Annotated in this window: 18 protein-coding genes and 1 other RNA gene; 7 read left to right on the top strand and 12 right to left on the bottom strand. The window is 61.4% G+C overall.

The window, feature by feature from the left end; all coding sequences use genetic code 11:
- Positions 1-6 precede the first annotated feature (6 nt).
- The 11 genes from AC1DJO_RS01630 to AC1DJO_RS01580 all read right to left on the bottom strand — a co-directional run bounded on the left by AC1DJO_RS01630 (position 7) and on the right by AC1DJO_RS01580 (position 11186).
- Positions 7-1440 (bottom strand): UDP-N-acetylmuramoylalanyl-D-glutamyl-2,6-diaminopimelate--D-alanyl-D-alanine ligase, encoded by a 1434-nt coding sequence (locus AC1DJO_RS01630; protein ID WP_477968637.1) that lies wholly within the window; start codon positions 1438-1440, stop codon positions 7-9.
- Positions 1437-2897, bottom strand: coding sequence for a UDP-N-acetylmuramoyl-L-alanyl-D-glutamate--2,6-diaminopimelate ligase (locus AC1DJO_RS01625; RefSeq protein ID WP_477968635.1), 1461 nt, complete (start codon positions 2895-2897; stop codon positions 1437-1439). Before AC1DJO_RS01625 ends, AC1DJO_RS01630 begins: the two co-directional genes overlap by 4 nt.
- A gap of 62 nt (positions 2898-2959) precedes the next feature.
- Entirely contained in the window at positions 2960-4711 is a 1752-nt protein-coding gene (locus AC1DJO_RS01620; protein ID WP_477968633.1) for a peptidoglycan D,D-transpeptidase FtsI family protein, read from the bottom strand.
- Between the two features lie 3 nt (positions 4712-4714).
- Positions 4715-5188, bottom strand: a complete 474-nt coding sequence (ftsL, locus tag AC1DJO_RS01615) for a cell division protein FtsL (protein WP_112443980.1) — start codon at positions 5186-5188, stop codon at positions 4715-4717.
- 1 nt (position 5189) lies between these two features.
- Positions 5190-6215, bottom strand: coding sequence for a 16S rRNA (cytosine(1402)-N(4))-methyltransferase RsmH (gene rsmH / locus AC1DJO_RS01610; protein ID WP_477968631.1), 1026 nt, complete (start codon positions 6213-6215; stop codon positions 5190-5192).
- 17 nt (positions 6216-6232) lie between these two features.
- The gene (mraZ, locus tag AC1DJO_RS01605) at positions 6233-6670 is read right to left on the bottom strand and encodes a division/cell wall cluster transcriptional repressor MraZ (RefSeq protein ID WP_112386977.1); all 438 of its coding nucleotides are present in this window, start codon (positions 6668-6670) and stop codon (positions 6233-6235) included.
- Positions 6671-7088: 418 nt separating this feature from the next.
- An RNA gene (rnpB, locus tag AC1DJO_RS01600) (RNase P RNA component class A) lies at positions 7089-7485 on the bottom strand.
- A gap of 55 nt (positions 7486-7540) precedes the next feature.
- Positions 7541-8716, bottom strand: a complete 1176-nt coding sequence (locus AC1DJO_RS01595) for an FAD-dependent oxidoreductase (protein WP_477968629.1) — start codon at positions 8714-8716, stop codon at positions 7541-7543.
- Positions 8717-8926: 210 nt separating this feature from the next.
- Positions 8927-9454: a lytic transglycosylase domain-containing protein gene (locus AC1DJO_RS01590; RefSeq protein WP_112515871.1), complete on the bottom strand. Its 528-nt coding sequence runs from the start codon at positions 9452-9454 to the stop codon at positions 8927-8929.
- Positions 9455-9720: 266 nt separating this feature from the next.
- On the bottom strand, positions 9721-10482 hold the full coding sequence (locus tag AC1DJO_RS01585; protein ID WP_477968627.1) for an N-acetylmuramoyl-L-alanine amidase: 762 nt from the start codon (positions 10480-10482) through the stop codon (positions 9721-9723).
- The gene (locus tag AC1DJO_RS01580) at positions 10479-11186 is read right to left on the bottom strand and encodes a J domain-containing protein (RefSeq protein WP_112386973.1); all 708 of its coding nucleotides are present in this window, start codon (positions 11184-11186) and stop codon (positions 10479-10481) included. The genes AC1DJO_RS01585 and AC1DJO_RS01580 overlap by 4 nt, the downstream gene beginning before the upstream one ends.
- Before the next feature lie 335 nt (positions 11187-11521).
- On the opposite strand from AC1DJO_RS01580, the gene AC1DJO_RS01575 reads away from it, so the two are divergent.
- The 3 genes from AC1DJO_RS01575 to AC1DJO_RS01565 all read left to right on the top strand — a co-directional run bounded on the left by AC1DJO_RS01575 (position 11522) and on the right by AC1DJO_RS01565 (position 14506).
- Positions 11522-12733: a pyrophosphate--fructose-6-phosphate 1-phosphotransferase gene (locus AC1DJO_RS01575; RefSeq protein WP_477968625.1), complete on the top strand. Its 1212-nt coding sequence runs from the start codon at positions 11522-11524 to the stop codon at positions 12731-12733.
- Positions 12734-12791: 58 nt separating this feature from the next.
- Positions 12792-13427, top strand: a complete 636-nt coding sequence (locus AC1DJO_RS01570) for a LysE family translocator (protein ID WP_477968623.1) — start codon at positions 12792-12794, stop codon at positions 13425-13427.
- A 125-nt stretch (positions 13428-13552) separates the two neighbouring features.
- Positions 13553-14506, top strand: coding sequence for a transglycosylase SLT domain-containing protein (locus AC1DJO_RS01565; protein ID WP_477968621.1), 954 nt, complete (start codon positions 13553-13555; stop codon positions 14504-14506).
- 25 nt (positions 14507-14531) lie between these two features.
- Here the strand turns inward: AC1DJO_RS01565 and AC1DJO_RS01560 are convergent, their stop codons facing one another.
- Positions 14532-15911: a serine hydrolase domain-containing protein gene (locus AC1DJO_RS01560; protein ID WP_477968619.1), complete on the bottom strand. Its 1380-nt coding sequence runs from the start codon at positions 15909-15911 to the stop codon at positions 14532-14534.
- Positions 15912-16088: 177 nt separating this feature from the next.
- Between AC1DJO_RS01560 and AC1DJO_RS01555 the strand changes: the two genes are divergently transcribed.
- The 4 genes from AC1DJO_RS01555 to AC1DJO_RS01540 all read left to right on the top strand — a co-directional run bounded on the left by AC1DJO_RS01555 (position 16089) and on the right by AC1DJO_RS01540 (position 20251).
- Complete coding sequence (locus tag AC1DJO_RS01555) at positions 16089-17333, top strand: BtaA family protein (RefSeq protein WP_477940158.1); 1245 nt, start codon at positions 16089-16091, stop codon at positions 17331-17333.
- Positions 17334-17383: 50 nt separating this feature from the next.
- The gene (locus AC1DJO_RS01550) at positions 17384-18004 is read left to right on the top strand and encodes a class I SAM-dependent methyltransferase (protein WP_477940898.1); all 621 of its coding nucleotides are present in this window, start codon (positions 17384-17386) and stop codon (positions 18002-18004) included.
- 124 nt (positions 18005-18128) lie between these two features.
- Complete coding sequence (locus AC1DJO_RS01545) at positions 18129-18923, top strand: glycoside hydrolase family 25 protein (RefSeq protein WP_112537760.1); 795 nt, start codon at positions 18129-18131, stop codon at positions 18921-18923.
- An 80-nt stretch (positions 18924-19003) separates the two neighbouring features.
- Entirely contained in the window at positions 19004-20251 is a 1248-nt protein-coding gene (locus tag AC1DJO_RS01540; protein WP_477968616.1) for a lytic murein transglycosylase, read from the top strand.
- Positions 20252-20481: the final 230 nt, after the last annotated feature.

Below are 20481 nucleotides of genomic sequence, written 5' to 3'. Positions count from 1 at the left end.
ACCCGGTCAAATCTCGCGCTGCGTGTCCGCAAATGGCGCAAACTTGTCAAGGAGCGCGGCAACGATCTTGCCGAAACCTATCCCCAATGACGATTTGACCATCAAGACATCGCCCGGCTCGACCGAGTTCAGTACAAAATCTTTGAGTTCTGCCGTCGTCTCGCGATACTCGACGGCGACGCTGTCAGGAAGCGATTCCCTCAGCGCCTGCATATCCTTGCCTGCCAGCCAGACATGCTCGATGCCAGCAGCAAGAAGCGGACCGGCGAGATCGGCATGCACGCGCTCGGCAAATTCGCCCATCTCCAGCATGTCGCCGAGAACGGCGATCCGGCGGCCGTAGCCCGAGGGTACGGCAGCCGCGAGCAGCGCGATCGCCGCGCGCATAGAAGCCGGATTGGCATTGTAGCTTTCGTCGATCAGCGTCAGGCTGCCCGCGCCGAGCCGCAGCTTGTGGCGCTGCCCCCTGCCCTTTTCGGGCTGCAGGGTCGCCAGCGCATCGATCGCCTTGTCAAGATCGGCACCGACGAGCGTCACGACGCCGAGGGCGGCAAGCGCGTTTTCTGCAATGTGGCGGCCAGGCGCGCCGATCGCCACTTCCAGCGTGTCGCCATCGATCGTCAGCCACAGCGCCGAGCTCTCGTCCGAGCCGTTGAATTCGGCGAGACGGTACTCGGCCTTGGCGTGCTGGCCGAAGGAATGGATGTTGCTGATGCCGAGTGCCTGCGCCGTGCGCTCCAGGAAATTATACTGGTCGTTGTCGCGGTTGAGAACGACATGGCCTCCCGGCACCAGACCTTCGTAGATCTCGGCCTTGGCGGTGGCGATTTCCTTGATGCTTTTGAAGTTGCCGAGATGCGCCGGTGCGATCGTGGTGATGACGGCGACATGCGGGCGGATCATCTGCACCAGCGGACGGATTTCGCCGGGATGGTTCATGCCGACTTCGAAGACGCCGAAATGCGTATCGAGCGGCATGCGCGCCAAAGTCAGCGGCACGCCCCAGTGATTGTTGAAGGATGCGACGGACGCATGCACCTTGCCCGATGGCGACAGCACATGGCGCAGCATTTCCTTGGTCGTCGTCTTGCCGACCGAACCGGTGACGGCAATGATCTGCGCCCGCGACCGCTGGCGCGATGCGACGGCCAGACGCTCGAGCGCCGCCAGCACATCCTCGACGATGATCATCGGCACCGTCAGACGGCCGAGACCGGCAAGCCGCGCTTCGCTGACGACAAGCAAAGACGCACCGTTGGCCATCGCCATCGAGGCGAAGTCGTGACCATCGACGCGATCGCCCTTGATGGCGAAAAAGGCCTCGCCGGCGCGGATCGAGCGGCTGTCGATGGAAATACCGGTGATGCCCTGGGGGAGCGTCCCGAACGGGCGCCCCGCCATGGCGGCGATCATGTCTTCAGTGGTCCAAAGCCAGTTCAAGGTTTCGCCTCCTCCAAGGCTTCACGCACTTCGGCGTGGTCGGAGAAAGGCAGCGTCACACTCCCGATGGTCTGCCCCTCTTCATGTCCCTTGCCCGCAACGATCAGCGTGTCGCCAGCCTTCAGCATCGCCACCGCCTTGCTGATCGCCAGCGAACGGTCGGCGATCTCGGTGGCGCAGGTCGCAGCCGCCATGATCTCGGCGCGGATCGTCGCCGGGTCTTCCGAGCGCGGATTGTCGTCGGTGACGATCACCACATCGGCCAGACGGCAGGCGATCTCGCCCATGATCGGCCGCTTGCCCTTGTCCCGGTCGCCGCCGCAGCCGAACACCACGACGACACGGCCGGTGGTGAACGGGCGGACGGAATTCAGAACGTTTTCAAGCGCATCCGGCTTGTGGGCGTAATCGACATAGGCGAGCGCGCCATCATGGGTATGGCCGACTAGCTCCAGACGCCCGGAAGCGCCCTGCAGCTTTTCGAGAGCAGCCATCGCCACCTTGGCCGGCACGCCCGTCGACATCGCAAGACCCGCGGCAACCAGCGCATTGGCAATCTGGAAATCGCCCGCCAGCGGAATATCGACCTCGAAGATTTCGCCGCCGACATGCACTTCGGCCACCTGCTTGTGACGGAAATGCTCGACGCGCTTCAGAGTGAGGTAATCGCCCTTGCGGCCGACGGTACGGACGTCGTGACCGGCATCGCTTGCCGCCTTGATCGCCTGCGCCGACCAGGCATCGTCGGCGAAGATGATCGCCGGTGCGCCCTTCGGCAGCAGCGTATCGAACAGCCGCATCTTGGCAGCCATGTAATCCTCGATCGTCGGATGATAATCCATGTGATCGCGGCCGAGATTGGTGAAAGCGGCGGCGGCAAGCTTCACACCGTCGAGACGGCTCTGGTCGAGGCCGTGGCTCGAGGCTTCCATCGAGGCATGGGTGACGCCTTCATCAGCAAGTTCCGCCAGCAGCTTGTGCAGCGAAACCGGATCCGGCGTGGTCAGCGAACCGTAATCGTTGCGCGTGGGCGAGACGACGCCCGTCGTACCGATCATCGCTGCCGGGTGACCGGCATGGGCCCAGATTTGGCGCGTGAAGGAGGCGACCGAAGTCTTTCCCGCAGTGCCCGTCACGGCAACCATGGTGGCAGGCTGCTTGCCATAGAAATTGGCGGCAGCGAGCGACAGGAAGCGGCGCGGCTCCTTGACGGCAAGAACGGGAATGGAGGATTCGACCGGCTGCGAGGTGATGGCGACGGCGGCACCGTTCTTCGCCGCATCGGCGATGAAGCTCGCACCGTCGGCTTTGGTGCCGGCGACGGCGACGAAGGCCGTGCCGTGTCCGGCCTTGCGGCTGTCAGCCGTGAGGTCCGATATCTCCAGCGTGCCCACCGGTCCGTCGAGTTGATCCTTGATTTCCGGAAATGCGCTTCCGGCAATGTCCCGCAGTTTCATCGAACGTCTTTTCTCTCTGGCGCCGTTCACCCCACGCGAATCGGCGCCGTATTCATTCAGACTCAATAAGACACCAACAAGGCCGATCCGTCTTCGCCGAATTGCGGCTCGACGCCGAGAATGGGGGCAGCGCGGCGGATAATGTTCTTGACCATCGGCGCGGCAGTATAGGCCGCGATGTTCTGGCCCTTTTCACCGTTATGCGGCTCGTCGCAGAAGGTCAGCACCACATAGCGTGGATTGTCGATCGGGAAGGCCGCCAGGAAGGCGTTGAAATTGAGGTTATGGGCGTAGCGGCCGTTGACGACCTTGTCGGCCGTTCCCGTCTTGCCGCCGACATTGAAGCCCGCCACATCGGCGTTACGGCCCGAGCCCTTCAGGCCGTTCAGCTTGAAGAGATAGCGGATCGCGTCGCTGGTGCTTTTCTTGACGACGACTTCGGCGGTTTCGTCAGCCTGCTCGCGGGTACGCGGCAGGAAGGTCGGCTCGATCAGCTTGCCGCCGTTGACGAGCGCGGCACCGGCAACCGCCGTCTGCATCGGCGTCGTCGAGACACCGTGGCCGAAGGAGATCGTGATCGAGTTGATCTTCTTCCAGACCTTCGGTTGGCTCGGCATCTTCACTTCGGGAAGCTCGGTCTTCATCCGCGTCAGCAGGCCGAAGCGCTTCAGGTAATCCTTCTGCATCTCCATGCCGACGATATCGATCATCTTTGCCGTACCGATATTCGACGAATATTCGAAGATTTCAGGCACGGTCAGCCAGCGGCGCTGGCCGTGGAAGTCGTTGATGGTGAAACCGCCGATGCGGATCGGGCGGCTGGCATCGAAGCTGTCATTGATGCTGACCTTGCCGCTGTCGAGCGCCATGGCTGTCGAGAAGGTCTTGAAGGTCGAACCCATCTCGAACGTGCCGTTCGACATGCGGTTCAGCCAGCCTTCCTTGGCGCCCTCTTCCGGATTGTTCGGATCGAAATCGGGCGCGGAGGCCATGCCGAGTACTTCGCCGGTATGGATGTCGAGAACGACGGCACCGGCACCCTTGGCTTCGTAATTGGTGACGGCGCTGGTGACGACATCGCGAACGATGTTCTGGACACGGATATCGATCGACAGCTTCACCGGCTCAAGCGGCTGGTCGCTGGTCATGCCGACGGAGGCGAGATCGGCAAGCCCCTGGTCGTCGATATATTTCTCCATGCCGGAGACGCCGCGGTTGTCGATGTTGACGTAACCGAGAATGTGAGAAGCGGTCGGGCCACCCGGATAGAAGCGGCGCTTTTCCGGACGGAAGCCGATGCCGGGAATGCCGAGCGCCAGGATCTGGCTCTGCTGCTTCGGCGTCAGCTGACGGCGCAGCCAGGCGAAGTGCGAGGTCTTTACCGACAGTTTCTTGTAGGTGCCCTTGGCGTCGAGATCCGGCAGCACCGTCGCCAGCTTCTCGATCGCTTCGTCAACGTCGACAATCTTGTTCGGCTCGGCAAACAGCGAGACGGTGCGAATGTCGGTGGCCAGCACCTCGCCGTTGCGGTCGAGAATATCGGGACGCGAGGCCATGAGACGATCGGGCGGCAGGATCGAGGAAACGATCTCCTGATCCTTCATCGCGTACTCGACCAGACGGCCACCGATGACGCCGTAAAGCGCTGTGAAGCAGAGGATCAGCAGACCGACCCGGCTTTTCGCCTGCCCGGCCTTCTTCTTGCGCGAGCCCTCGAGCGGAATGCTGCCCGACGGGCCGCCGAAGCGGTTATAGACGCCGGAGGAGAAATGCGCCTGGCTCTTCAACACCATGATGCGGGAGAGAAACGACATGGCCTACTCCACCGATCCGGTTGCGATCTGATCCGTATCGTCCTCAGGCTCTTCGACCCGCGGCACCGGCTTCGGCGTTACCTTTGCGGCAACCTTGGCACCGGCGGCAGGCTTTGCGGCGGACGCCACAGCACCCGTCGCATGCTTCTGGTCCGCCTTGGCCTCCGTCACATCCGGAACCGGAACCTCCGCCTTCAGCATCGGCAATTCGCGGGCATGAACGAGAGCGGTGGAATCGGTCGGCTGCAGCTTGAGTTCGTCATTATAGGTGTTGACGAGGCGCTCCAGCCGGTTCGGCTGCGATTGCAGCGCCCAGTCGGCCTTCAACAGCTCGATCGTATCCTTCTCGAGCTTGATCTCGGACTCGAGGCGATGAACCTCCTCGAGCTTCAGCTCGGCGCGATGCTTGATCGTGTAGGTCACGGCGGCCGCGGCCGTCATCACACCGATCAAGACGAAGTCGAACGTTCTCAGCACATCAACCCCCAAGTTTTCCGAGACTGGCCAGACTAGGCAGACCGAAGATGGACATGTCCGCCGCTTCGGCCGGAGCCGATGTGCGCTCCCCAGCGCGCAGTTTGGCGGAACGTGCCCGTGGATTCACTTCGGCTTCCGCTTGACTGGCAGCAACCATAGACTTCCCGACTGCAGTAAAGGTCGCGGCGCGCTCATGCGCCACCGGCAGGTGACGCGAGCCCGAGGCCTTGCCTGCGCGGTCGGAGAAGAATTTCTTGACGATCCGGTCTTCCAGCGAGTGGAAAGTGACGACGACGAGCCGCCCCCCGGGCTTCAGCGCCCGCTCGGCGGCAAACAGCGCCTGCGCCAGTTCGCCAAGCTCGTCGTTGACGAAGATGCGCAGCGCCTGGAACACCTGCGTTGCCGGATGGATCTTGTCCTTCATCTTGCGCGGCGTCACCAGCTCGATGAGACCGGCGAGATCGCGGGTCGTCTCGAACGGCTTCTCAGCACGGCGCTTCTCGATCGCGTGCGCGATGCGCGGCGCCTGATCTTCTTCGCCGAGGAAATGAAAGATACGGATCAGTTCGGCCACCTTGGCGCGATTGACGACATCGGCAGCAGAGACACCGGCAGCCGACATGCGCATATCGAGCGGGCCGTTCTTCGAGAACGAAAAGCCGCGCTCGGCCTCGTCGATCTGCATCGAGGAGACGCCGATATCGAGCACGACACCGTCGAGCCCGGCATCGGGCGCATGATCGGCAAGATGGGAAAATTGCGAATGAACGAGCCGCAGATGACCGGCATGTTCCGCGACCAACGCCTGACCGGCAGCGATTGCCGTCGGGTCGCGATCGAGCGCGATCACATCGGCGCCAGCCGCAAGGATCGCCGACGTATAGCCGCCAGCCCCGAACGTGCCATCGAGAACAATCTTGCCGGATGAAGGTGCAAGCGCATCAAGGACTTCGCGCAGAAGAACCGGAATGTGACGAACCGGTCCGCCACTGGCATCAGAAGAATCTCCGCCAGGATTCGTCACCATTCCGCGCCCTCGCTTGTTCAGGAGCGCTTGCCCGCCAGCGCGCGCTCCCCTCGTGCCTGAAGCTGTGCCGCCTGAAATGCCTGCGGCTGCCACAGCTGAAAATGATCTGCCCGACCAACGAAAGTCACTTCGTCCGAGATCCCCGTGAAATCCCGCATGAAATCCGTGACCATCAAACGCCCCTCGGCGTCGAGCTTCATGAAGACCCCGCCCCCATGAATGAGAAGCGACATCTCGTTCGCAACCGGCGAAAACGGATCCTCCGCAGCAATCTGCCGCTCGAACCTTTCGAGAAGATCCGGACCGCCGACGCTGATCGCCGGAAACACAAAATCCTGGAAGCAATACAGCTCCTGGATATTGCGCTGCGCCAGCACGGAACGAAACACCGCCGGCACGGAAACCCTGCCCTTGGAATCGATCCTGTTGGTCGCATTTGAGAGGAAGCGGCTCATGACACGAAACATCCGTTCCCGAAAGAGCCCGGACAAAAACAACGCGCCCAAAACTCCCAAAATCAGACACAGCTTCGCTAGCCGGATGAATGGAATTCCATCCGACGCTTCCGGAGCGGAAGGCGCCTTGGCTTTGCGATTGATGGGCAGATGATTGCCCTTGTGCAGTGCTCTTATGGGATACCATGGGACCATATGGGCGTCAATGGGAAACGCCCTTCTCGCGATGAGCGCAGTATCGAAAATTTATAAGCTGTTAAGTTTAACAAAGGGTTAGGATCGGCATTTTCCGGCACCCGGAAAAGCATCCGTAAGAAAATGGAAATATAGACTGGAGGCCCGATTTCGCTCCGCGAAAATCACGCGATAACAACACCTTCGGCTTTTACGCCGAATGTGCTGAGAGACAGAAAGTGTAATCGCCAGTTGGCCTGTAAGCCGGGTTCTGTATGGCTCCGGTTTGACCCGGAACGTGGCAGCCATTCCTCTGGGACGGCGTTTGCACGCCGCCTCTCGCAACCCACCCGGATGACTGGCCTGGAAACCGGCCGGAAGGCTTGCGCCAACCACGTCATCCCTATTCGGTCTTGCTCCCGGTGGGGTTTACCTTGCCATCGCCGTTGCCGGAGACGCGGTGGGCTCTTACCCCACCCTTTCACCCTTACCTGCGCAGGCGCAGGCGGTTTGCTTTCTGTGGCACTTTCCCTGAGGTCGCCCTCGCCGGACGTTATCCGGCACCGTATTTCCGTGGAGCCCGGACTTTCCTCACCTTACCACCTTTCGGCATTGTAAAGCGCGGCTGCCCGGCCAACTGGCAGCGCTCCCTTAGCGGAGCCGTCAGCGAATTGCCACAGCAAATATCGGTGCAGGTTACCGGAAAGACGGTTTGAAATCCGTCCGATAGCCTTGGGGAGCAATCTGGCCGGTCAGCAACAGCTCCGCCCCGAGCCGACCGATCTCGTCCGAGCTCTTTGCCGAGGTCCCGGCGCAACCGGTCAGGACGGCAATATTGGGCGACGAGGTGAGGCCGATCATCGGATGCTTGCTGGATGTCTTCGACACCACGCAGGAGGTCGTGGAAACCGAAAGCGGCGTCAGTTCCGGAATCAGACGTCTGGTAATCAGCATCAGGTGATCGCGCGCTCGCGGCCTGCCATCCGTGCGAAACCACGCCCGCAGCTCGGCATTGGTCTTCAGCTGATAATCATCAGGGTCGCCACCGATCTTCAGGTAGAGCTTGCCATCAGGGTAGCGGATCGGCGGCAGCAAGTAGATGTCGATACCAGGCGCATCCAGAATGAGCGACGGCATGCCGGCAAAAGCTGCTGCCTGCTCCTCGCTGACTTCGAACAGCGTCACCGTCCGCCCGTAAACCGACATGTCAACGGTTTCGGCCAAGAGATTCTCGCTGATAGAAAAACCGCCTGCGGCGAGCAGGACTTTTTCGGCCGTGATGGTCTCGCCTGATGCGGTGATTACGGCGACCGTATCGCCCCGCTCCCGGATCGCCGTGACATAGTCACGGATCACGGTGGCACCACGTTTTTCAGCGATGATCGACTGCGCCTTCACCAGCCGGCGCGGGCTGATATAGCCAGCATCCTTTGCCTGGAAGACACCCTCGCAGCCCTGCGGCAGCGAGAAATACGGAAAGGTCTGCGCGAGCGCTGCAGCATCCAGCGTCTGGACATCGACTTTGAGCGAATCCGCCGCCGCCCTGGTATCGCCGACATAATCACCACCGGCGGGAGCGACCACGACACAGCCTGCTTCGGTATAGAAATCTACACCGCTCTCTGAAGCAATCTCGGCGTAACGAGCGATCGAGCGGTTGGCGAGAAGCGCCCAGTCCCGGTCCGGATCGACCGTGCGGGTGATGCGGCCCTCGTCGTAATGGCTGGCAAAGACGCCTTGATGCGCCTTGCGATTCTCCGGTTCGTCGGGGCCGATGACAGCCACACCATCCGCCTGCATCGCAAGATGCTTGGCCGCAGCCGCACCCATCATGCCCCGGCCGACGACGATATATTTGAAATCTGCTGCCATCGCTGCCTTCCCTGCCTGCCGGAATACGATTCCAGAAAATTCGGGGATAGGGATAGCCGCCTGCAAGGTGAGCGGCAAGGTGGCTGAACCGTCTTCAACCCGGCCATGCCTCACCTCGCTTCGCGACGTCAGACACTCAGGCCGGCAGGTTGAATCATTTTCTGAAGTGCAGGCGGAAAGGGATTCCGCATCAACAGGTTACGGGCGCCCTTAGAGAAGCGCCAGAACCTTGCCGCAATAGGCCTTGGAGACCGGGTTCATGCGCTTGGCGGCATGACCGGCATTGTATTTCAGGATCGTGCCGCAGGTTTCGCCGCCGCCGAGTTCATGCGCCATGGAGAGATACTTCATGCCGTATTTGATGTTGGTCTCGGGATCGAAGAGACCCTTCTTTGTACCGGCATAGCCCATCATCCGTGCGGTTGCCGGCTTGATCTGCATCAGGCCGACTTCGCCTGCGCTGCCGCGGGCATTCGGATTGAAGTTGCTTTCAACCCGCACCACGGCGGATGCCAACGCTACGGGGACATCGTACTGCTTTGCGTATTTTGCGATCAGCACCGAATATTTGTTGGTCGCAAAGTCTGGCATGGCGTAGCCGCTACCACGATCGACGGTCTTGAATTTAACGGTCTCAGTCTTATCAGTTTTATTATCTGCTTCGCCTGCGAAGGCACAGTTATACCCTGCCAGCAGCACGCCCACGCATGCCGCAGCACCAATAATCGCATTTCTCATGTAGTCTTGACACTCCGACCCAAAGAATTGCCGGACTGCGCGCCTCGCCGTCACACGGTAACACGCAGCCAAGGAATGACTGCGTGCCGCAGCAATTCTTATCGTTTCAGTTGGCGCCCTTCCGCTACACTATACCCAAGGCGGCGGACGCTGTTCAGCGGCAGGGGTTAGACCATCGCAATGAGGAGATAATAGGGAAATGATGTGGCACTGCACAATTCAAGTGTGAATCAGCAAATTCGCCGGTGAAGGCACCGGCACGCCGCTTAGGAATAGTAGGGCAGCGCGGCAAGCAGGCGATGCAGCGTGTCGATCGTCGAGAAATCGGCTATCCCATCCACCCGCTCAGGGCGGAAATGACGCTGGAAAGCCTCCAGTTCGCCGGCCATCTTGTCGGAGAATTCACCCGTGATTTCCGTGCCGTAACCATAAAGCGACAGCATCGATTGCAGTGCCTCGATCGGCTGCCCCCGGTCGCCTCGCTGAAAGAACCGCCCGCCGGTGATCGGCGCCGGTTCGACCCAGTGCCCGACCCCTGCTTTATGCAGCTCTCCCCAGGGGAATCTCTCGCCCGGATCGACCTTGCGGACCGGTGCCACATCGGAATGCCCGAGCACCCTTTCGGGCACGATGGACCAACGTTCGCCACAATCCCGACACAGTTCGATCACTGCCGCAATCTGCTCTTTCGGGAATTCGGGCAGCCCGCCGGGATGGCCGGCATTGGCGATTTCGATGCCGATCGACGCCGAATTTACGTCGTCCTGGCCGTGCCAGCTGCTCTTGCCCGCATGCCAGGCACGGCGCGTCTCCGGCACCATCTGCACGACCTCGCCATTCTCGTGCACGAAGTAGTGCGACGAGACCTGGCTTTCCTCGCGACAGAGCCAGTCGAGAGCCGAGTCTGGCGTCGACATGCCCGTATAATGGAGAAGAATGATATCCGGCTTGCGTCCATCCGCACGTTCGCCATGGTTCGGCGATGGCTTGACAGTGGCCTTTCGGTAATCGGCCTCGAAGGAGGTCATGCTGCCCGGCGTTCCTTTTCGATCGCCGCATAGGCGTCGTTGAGGGCTGCCATCCGCTCGTTGGCGATGGCATGAAACTCTTCTGGCACACCGCGCGACACCAGCCGGTCAGGATGGTTTTCGCTGACCAGCGCCAGATAACGGCGGCGGATCGTCGGGAAATCATCGGCCGAGGAAACACCGAGAACCTTATAGGGGTCACGGCCGATCGAGACATGACGAGCGGCGATCTGCTCGAAGCGCTGCTCGCTCATCTGGAAGATTTCGGCGATGTGGCGAAGGAAGTTCATTTCCTTCTCATGGATCAGCCCGTCAGCCTTGGCGATGTGGAAGAGACCATCGAGCACATCTTCCAGCACCGGGCAGTTGGCCGCGCATGTGACGCAGAGCGAAGACAGCTTCTCGGCATAGGCCTCGTAACCGGCCACGTCCTGACGCGCCAGATTATAGAGACGGGCGACATTCTTCGCCTGATCCTGCGGAAATTCGAAGATGTCGCGGAAAGCCTGGACTTCCTTCTCGCTGACGATGCCGTCGGCTTTCGCCATCTTGGCGGAAAGCGCGATCACCGCCACAGAGAAAGCCACCTTCCGGCGCGTCTCCGGATCGCCTTCGAAAACCGTCCGCACGGCCTCGACAACCGCGGAGAGCACGTTGCCCGCGGTATTGCCAATGGCGTTCAGCAGTTTTTCCCAGAAGGACATCGAAGTTTCTCGCATCGCAATATCTGACAACACCATGACCAAATAATCGTTGCTAATGCAAGGCAGCGATTAGTCGTAGGGTTGAAAACACTTTTCACAATTCGGTAATTGTGCGCCAATCTGGCGCCGCAATTTGCGTCTCGTCTGAGACAGTTTCCACAGATCTCGGCGATACAGTTTCGCCGCCTGAACCGATTATATCGCCGCTTCCGCCGACCCTTCGCCTGGAGCGCTGATTTTTCGTCAATTCTCTACTTTACAGGCCTCTTTCCCTGCCGCATGCATGCATAAGCTAAGCGCGTGCAATCGCGCATCGAAGCCGTCTAGGAGGGATTATGGCCAAACAGAAAGTCGCAATGCTGACCGCCGGAGGCCTCGCCCCCTGTCTGTCATCAGCCGTCGGCGGCCTCATCGAACGCTATAGCGATGTCGCTCCCGATATCGAGCTGATCGCCTACAAATCCGGCTATCAGGGCGTACTCCTCGGCGACAGCATCAAGATCACCAAGGACATGCGCGAGAAGGCGCCGCTGCTCCACCGCTATGGCGGCTCGCCGATCGGCAATAGCCGTGTCAAGCTGACCAATGCTGCCGACTGCGTCAAGCGCGGCCTCGTCAAAGAAGGCGAAAACCCGCTGCGCGTCGCGGCCGAACGGCTCGCCGCTGACGGCATCACTATCCTTCACACGATCGGCGGCGACGACACCAATACGACGGCAGCCGATCTCGCGGCCTATCTCGCAGCCAACAACTATAACCTGACCGTCATCGGCCTGCCGAAGACCGTCGATAATGACGTCGTGCCGATCCGCCAGTCGCTCGGCGCCTGGACGGCTGCCGAAGTCGGCGCGCATTTCTTCGACAACGTCAGCAACGAGCAGAGTGCGGCACCGCGCACCCTCGTCATCCACGAGGTCATGGGCCGCCACTGCGGCTGGCTGACGGCCGCGACCGCCGATGCCTATCTGCGCCGCACGAAGCACAATGAATATGTCGATGGCATGCTGATGAATGCCGGCATGAAGAGCATCGACGCCGTCTACCTGCCCGAGATGGCCTTCGACCTGCAGGCCGAAGCCGCCCGTCTTAAGGAAGTGATGGACCGCACCGGCCACGCCACCGTCTTCGTCTCGGAAGGCGCCTGCCTCGATGCCATCGTCGCCGAGCGCGAAGCCGCCGGCGAGACCATCAAGCGTGACGCCTTCGGCCATGTGAAGATCGACACGATCAATGTCGGCGGCTGGTTCCAGAAGCAGTTTGCGAGCCTTTTGAATGCCGAACGCTCGCTCGTTCAGAAGTCCGGCTATTTCGCCCGCTCGGCGCCTGCCAATACCGACGACCTCAGGCTGATTCAAAGCATGACCGATCTTGCGGTCGAAAGCGCGCTGAACAGGATCTCCGGCGTCACCGGTCACGACGAGGACCAGAACGGCAAGCTGCGCACCATCGAATTCCCCCGCATCAAGGGCGGCAAGGCCTTCGACACCTCGACCAAGTGGTTCGCCGAACTGATGAATAAGATCGGCCAAAAATACCGCGCCGCATGATTGACGCAGGGTTGATATGGTGTCTTTGCTTGTTTCCTGGGGAATAGGAGGAGATTCCATGTCGCTCGAAGCCTGGCTCGCTTTTGCCGCTGCTTCCGCCATTATGCTGGCCATTCCGGGTCCGACGATCCTGCTCGTCGTCTCCTATGCGCTCGGCCATGGCCGCAAGACGGCACTGGCGACCGTATCGGGCGTGGCGCTCGGCGATTTCACCGCCATGACCGCCTCTCTCTTCGGTCTCGGCGCCCTGCTCGCGGCATCGGCGACGCTGTTCACCGTTTTGAAATGGGTGGGCGGCGCCTATCTGATCTGGCTCGGCATCAAGCTCTGGCGCGCGCCGATCATCCCCGGCCCTGTTGCCGACAACGACAATCTGCCGGAAGAAAAGTCGCTGAAGATCTTTCTCCACGCCTATGTGGTGACCGCTCTCAATCCGAAGAGCATCGTCTTTTTCGTCGCCTTCGTCCCTCAGTTCCTCAACCCTGCCGCTCCCTTCTTCGAGCAGATGCTGATCATGGAGATCACCTTCCTGGTGCTGGCCACGATCAACGCCTCCAGCTATGCCCTGCTTGCCCACGCCGCCCGCGGCCTGATCCGCAAGGCAAGCGTTCAGCGCGCCGTCAACCGCACGGGCGGAACGCTGCTGATTGCCGCCGGCGCGGTCACTGCCGGCTACCGCCGCATCGCGGCCTGAACGCAATCGCAATTTTCAGCGGGTTGCGACGCCCAGTCGAATAGGTTAATGGGAAAAATCAGTGCTTAGCTTCTCAGTAACTTTTTAAACGCTGCCTGGGCGGCGCGATTCCCGAAAGTGACAGAATGGTAGCGAACGGATTTTCCGGCCTGAAACGCAGTCTGGTCGTTTCGACGATGCTCTGCGGGATCATGACCGGATGCTCGACCGTCGAGTACACCTCCCAGGCTGAGTTGAGCGCGGTGCAGACCGTCGTTCCGACGCCGAAGCCGGGTGAAGACGCGATGATGATGGCCGCCGTTCCGGCTGCCGACGGCTCCGCTCCGCAGACCCCGATGGCATTCGCCTCCGCCAATCCACAGGCAACGCCTGCCCTTTCGGCGCAGGCAGCCGTCCTGCCGATGGCCGTTTCCCCTGCCGATGCAGCGTTCCAGCCTGTGGCCGGCGCCAGCATTGCGACCGAAATTCCGCTGACGCCAGAGATGACCGCGATGCAGTCGGTGATCCCGACGCCGCGTCCGGCAACCCCGGCCTCGCCCTCGACGCAGCTTGCTTTCGCGGCAACGACGCCGCAGAACGGCGCGCTTGCAGCGCTCGCCGTTCAGGCCAGCGCGCCGCGCTCGATGTCGGACTTCTCCTTCGACGAATCGGCGCCGATGGATCCGCCGACGGCACCCCCGATGTTCAGCGACAACGACGCCGACGATGCGCCGACCGCAGAAAAGGGCTTCGTCAGCAAGCTGATCGCCAAATACGCAAAGCTCTACGAGATGCCGGAATCGCTGCTGCATCGCGTCGTCCACCGCGAAAGCCGCTACAATCCGCGCGCCTATAACAAGCGCGGCTATTTCGGCCTGATGCAGATCAAGTACAACACGGCAAAATCGATGGGTTATGACGGCCAGCCGTCCGGCCTGCTCGATGCCGAGACCAACATCAAATATGCCGCGAAATATCTGCGCGGCGCTTGGCTCGTTTCCGACAGCAAGGAAGACGATGCCGTTCGCCTCTATGCTCGCGGCTATTATTACGATGCCAAGCGCAAGGGCATGGACGACGTTGCGCAGGGCAACTACTGAGCCTCACCATCCGTGAACCGAATGGTCAGGGCGCCGACAGCGCCCCGACGATATGCTTGACCAGCACCTGCGGCCTGTAACCGAGCCGGCTCGGCGTCAGCCCCATGCGGACAACGATGAGACCGGCGGATGGCACGATTGCCACGCTCTGCCCGTCATGCCCCTCCAGCCAGAACGTATCGCCCGGAAGCCCCGCAGCCGCGCTCAGATCGCCGCCTGGGGCCGCAAGCCAGGCCTGCGCCTGCGTATATTTCCCGCCCGACGACTGCGTCGGCGTCCGCATTGTCGCCACGAACCCTTCCGGCAACAGCCGCTGGCCGTTCCAGACGCCATCCTGGATCAGGAACTGCCCGAAGCGCGCCCAGTCGCGCGCCGTCGCGTAGAGATAGGAGCTTCCGGCGAAGGTGCCGCGCGCATCGACCTCCAGCACGGCGCTGGACATGCCGAGCGGCCCGAACAGCGCATCGCGCGGATAGTCGAAAGCGCTCTGCGGATCGCCGAGCCGGTCCATCCAGATGCGGGACAGAAGCACCGCCGTACCGCTCGAATAGCGGAAGCGCTGGCCGGGCTTGTCTTCCAGCGCCGCATTTACCGGCAGTGTCACCATATCGGGGTCGAGATAGAGCATGCGCGTCACATCGGCGACGGCGCCGTAATCCTCATTGAATGCCAACCCGCTTTCCATGCCGAGCAGATCGGCAAGGGTAATCGCCGCCCGCCCATCGCCATGCCAGGCGGCAAACAGCTTGGCGTCGTCGAAATTGAGCTTGCCCGACAGCATCACCCGGCCGACTAGCGCCGCATTGACGGTCTTGGTCATCGACCAGCCGAGCAGCGGTGTGCGCGCATCAAATCCGTCGCCATAGCGCTCGGCGACGATCCGGCCATTGTGGACGACGACGATCGCTCGCATCTCCGGCCCGGCCAGCGCCTCGTCGGCAAGCAGCGGCGCAAGCTTTCCGTTATTGGCGGCAGCGACCCGCTCGCGCTCGGGCCACAGATCGTCGCTCGGCGGCGGCGCAGCGAGATCCTCTTCGGGCGCAGCGTTCATCGCAGCGTTGAAGTCGCCATCAGGAACGCTCGTGCAGCCAAAGGCGCCGCGGTAGAGCGCATGGCCCGGCGCAAACAGGCCGAGGATGCGGGCCGATACTTTCCCCTCCTCACGGTTGACGGATACGCGGATCAGCCGCAGCAGCGGGTTTCCGGGCGCCTGAACGTCCTCGGCAAGAATGGCATCCGGATCGCGCCCGGCCATGAACACATTCGAGCAGACGATCTTTGCCGCATAGCCATCGCCGACGCGCAGCAGCTCCGGTGGGCGAATATAGAGCCACAGCGCCCCGCCGATGACCGCGACGATCACCAGCGCCAGAAGCACCTTCAGGATACGCAGAACTACTCGCATGTTTCTTCCTCCACAGGTGGAGAGAAGCAGCAAACGCCACCATAGAAAAGGGCACAAAAGCGAGAGTGCCGTTTCATCCACGCTATTGCCCGCAAAAGGCTGCCCACAGCCCGCGTCATCAAACTGTAGCAGCGCCGCGTTAAACGCCCTGAACGCTAAAAACGGTGATGGAATCAGATGACCGAATTTGCACCGGATGCCGGCTTCCGCAAGAACCGGAAACTCAAGGACGCACTCCTCCGCCATAAGGCATTCTCCAAGGAAGGCCTTTCCGAGCGGCTTTTTGGCTTGCTTTTCTCCGGCCTCGTCTATCCGCAGATCTGGGAAGATCCGGATCTCGACATGCAGGCCATGGAGCTGCAGCCGCACCACCGTATCGTCACCATCGGCTCAGGCGGCTGCAACATGCTGGCCTACCTTTCCAAGGCACCGGCCTCGATCGACGTCGTCGATCTGAACCCGCATCACATCGCCCTGAACCGCCTGAAGCTTGCCGCCTTCAAGCATCTGCCTGGTCATGCCGATCTCGTTCGCTTCCTCGCCATGCCGAACGAAGCATCGAACAGCCGCGCCTTCGACCGTTACCTCTCTCCGGTTCTCGATGATGCGACGCGCAGCTATTGGAACGGCCGCAAGTTCGGCCGCCGCCGCGTCACCGTCTTCGATCGCAACATCTATGAGACGGGCCTGCTTGGACGCTTCATCGGCGCCGCCCATCTGCTAGCCCGCCTGCACGGCGTCGATCTGAAGCAGATCACCAAGACGCAGTCGCTGGAAGAGCAGCGCGCCTTCTTCGACCAACAGGTCGCTCCCCTCTTCGAAAAGCCCGTCGTGCGCTGGATCACCGGCCGCAAGAGCTCGCTGTTCGGCCTCGGCATCCCGCCGCAGCAATATGACGAGCTGGCAAGCCTGGCTGCCGATCACTCGATCGCCCCGGTCCTCCGCCACCGTCTTGAGAAGCTCGCCTGCCACTTCCCGATGCGCGACAACTATTTCGCCTGGCAGGCCTTCGCACGCCGCTACGCCGCCAGCGACGAAGGTCCGCTGCCGACCTATCTGAAGCCGGAGCACCATGAGGTGATCCGCGCCAATGTCGATCGCGTCACGGTTCATCATGCGAACTTCACCGAGCTGCTCGCTCGGGAGCCTGCCGCCTCGCGCGACCGCTATATCCTGCTCGATGCGCAGGATTGGATGACCGACGAGCAGCTGAACGGTCTCTGGGCCGAGATCAGCCGCACCGCCCGCCCCGGCGCCCGCGTCATCTTCCGCACGGCTGCGGAGAAGAGCATCATCGAGGGACGTCTGTCGCCGGCGATCCGCGATCAGTGGGACTACTTCGAAGACAAGTCGCGCGATATGACGGCACTCGATCGCTCGGCGATCTACGGCGGCTTCCACATCTACGGGAAGAAGGCGTGACAGAGATCCGCACACTTCCGGACGATCGCTCCGAGGCACATGCCGGCCTGATGGACGGGATGTACCGTTACCAGCGCCATATCTACGATCTGACGCGCAAATACTATCTGCTTGGCCGCGACAAGACGATCCGCGGCCTCGACGTGCCCAAGGGCGGCACGCTGCTCGAAGTCGGCTGCGGCACAGGCCGCAACCTGGCGCTCGCCCACAAGCGCTTTCCGGATGCCCGGCTCTACGGCCTCGACATCTCGCAGGAGATGCTGATCTCCGCCCGCAAGACCTTCGCGACGAAGGCCACCCTGCCCGACTTCCGCGTCGCCGACGCCACCGCCTTTACCCCGCGCGAATTCGGTGCCGCCGGTTTCGATCGCATCCTCATCTCCTATGCCCTGTCGATGATCCCCGACTGGGAACGCGCCATCGACGCAGCGATCGCCGCGCTCAACCCGGGCGGCCAGCTGCATATCGTCGATTTCGGCCAGCAGGAGGGTCTTCCCGGCTGGTTCAGAGCCCTGCTCCGGGGATGGCTGACAAAATTCCACGTCACCCCGCGCGCCAATCTGCGTGAGGTTCTGGAAGCCCAAGCCCATGAAAACGGTGCAGGATTGGCTTTCGAGACGATCGGCGGCGGCTATGCCTGGCAGGCCGTCATATCCGCCAAGCGCGCATAATTCGCTTGAAACTAACCGATTTTTTACGTTGATATGGTGAAAAGAGGATTATTCCTCGGCTGCATTCGTCTTCGAAGGTCATGCTGTGGGGCAAGTAGATCATTCGTTACATGACGGGATAACCATGCGCAGGCTGTTGTTTTGCGTTTTGCCGCTGGCTCTTATGCTCGCCGGTTGCAGCTCCACGGGCTATGACTATCTCGAAACCGCCTCGATAAAGAAGAGCCGTTTCCAGGACACCGATCCGCAGGATTTCGGCGCAAAGACCCCGCATCAGAACGATATCCACGGCATCGACATCTCCAAGTGGCAGGGCGATATCGACTGGCAGACGGTGAAATCCTCCGGCGTGTCCTTCGCCTTCATCAAGGCGACCGAAGGCAAGGATCGCGTCGATCCGCGCTTCAGCGAATACTGGCAGCGCGCCCGCGCCGTCGGCATTCCGCATGCACCCTATCACTTCTACTATTTCTGCTCGTCCGCCGACGAACAGGCCGACTGGTTCATCCAGAATGTGCCGAAGGAGGCGATGCGCCTGCCGCCGGTTCTCGACGTCGAGTGGAACGGCGAATCCAAGACCTGCCGCCTTCGCCCGGATCCGGCCACCGTGCGCTCCGAGATGAAGCGCTTCATGGACCGCCTGGAAGGCTATTACGGCAAGCGGCCGATCATCTACACCTCCGTCGATTTCCACCGCGAAAATCTGCAGGGCTATTTCCAGGACTACCATTTCTGGGTCCGTTCCACCGCAAAACACCCCGAAGTCACCTATGCCGACCGCCGCTGGGCCTTCTGGCAATACACCTCAACGGGCGTCATTCCGGGCATCCAGGGGCCGACCGACATCAATGTGTTCGCAGGCAATCAGAAGAACTGGAACAATTGGGTCGCTGCGGTTTCCAAGGATAGAAATTCTTAGTAACGTCCACCGAACTTTCTTGCTTCCGTCACATTCATCTGTGAAAGCGGCGGACATATTTCGGATATAAGGACGAACCCATGCACCGCTCGCTCGCAAGCCGCTCTGCACTTGCTCTTCTGTTTGCCGTCACCTCAGCAACCACGGTATTTGCGCAGCAGGCGGCAGCCCCTGCCCCGGCGGCTCCGGCCGCCGCCCCGCAGGCGCCGGCTGTTGCCTGCGACGGTGATCTCGCGCAGTTCCTGGCAGGCGTGAAAGCCGATGCAATCGCTGCGGGTGCCACCGCCGAAGCCGCCGATCAGGCGCTTGCAGGCGCCGAGATCGACCCCAAGGTTCTGAGCCGCGACCGCGCCCAGGGCGTCTTCAAGCAGACCTTCCTCGAATTCTCGCAGCGCACCGTCAGCCAGGCCCGCCTCGACATCGGCCGCCAGAAGATGAAGCAATATGCCGACGTCTTCGCCAAGGCCGAGCAGGATTACGGCGTACCGGCCGGTGTGATCACCGCCTTCTGGGCGATGGAGACCGACTTCGGCGCCGTACAGGGCGATTTCAACACCCGCAACGCGCTGGTGACGCTCGCCCATGATTGCCGCCGCCCCGAACTTTTCCGTCCGCAGCTGATCGCGCTGATCGAGATGGTCCAGCACGGCGACCTAGACCCGGCCACCAACACCGGCGCATGGGCCGGCGAAATCGGCCAGGTGCAGATGCTGCCGCGCGACATCATCGCCTACGGCATGGACGGCGATGGCGATGGCCACGTCCGCCTGAAGCAGAGCGGTCCGGACGCCATCCTGACGGCCGCCAAGTTCATCCAGCATCTCGGCTTCGAGCGCGGCCAGCCCTGGCTGCAGGAAGTCACCCTTCCCGACAATCTCCCTTGGGAAAAGTCTGGCCTCGGCGGCACGATGAAGGCTGGCGACTGGTTTGCTCTCGGCGTCAAGCCGCGTGATGGCAACACGAACTTCGGCGAGCTCGAAGGCGATCTCGTTCTGCCGCAGGGCCGGCTCGGACCGGCATTCATCGCGTATCCGAACTTCAAGATCTATCTCGAGTGGAACAAGTCCTTCATCTACACGACGTCGGCAGCCTATTTCGGTACCCGTCTCTCCGGCGCCCAGCCCTATCAGAAGGGCACGCCGGAACAGGGCCTTGCCAACGACGAGATGAAGCAGCTGCAGACCAAGCTGCAGTCGCTCGGCCACGATGTCGGCGAGATCGACGGCATCCTCGGATCAGGCACGCGCGTTGCCATCCAGAAGGAACAGCAGCGCCTAGGCATGCCGGCCGACGGCTGGGCGACCCCCGGTCTTCTCGGCGCGCTCTGAGTCGCCAGAACCGGCCGTTCACAAGCAATCCCATCGCGTCCGTCCTTCTGGCCGGGCGCGATTTTCGTTTTAGCTCAGGATTTCAGCAGCTTCCGGCGAAGCCTTGATATCGGCGCAGGCCTTAACGCCCAATCGCCGACTTTAACGCGCCGTTAAAATGTGTGAATAAAATTTCACCGCGCTTTTTCGAATGATTTCAATGCCGTGGTTACGTTGTATAGCAGTTATCC

It is taken from the genome of Rhizobium sp. 05N430 (assembly GCF_056396985.1).
Note: the sequence above shows the minus strand (reverse complement) of the source record. Positions and strands in the feature narration are given on the sequence as shown.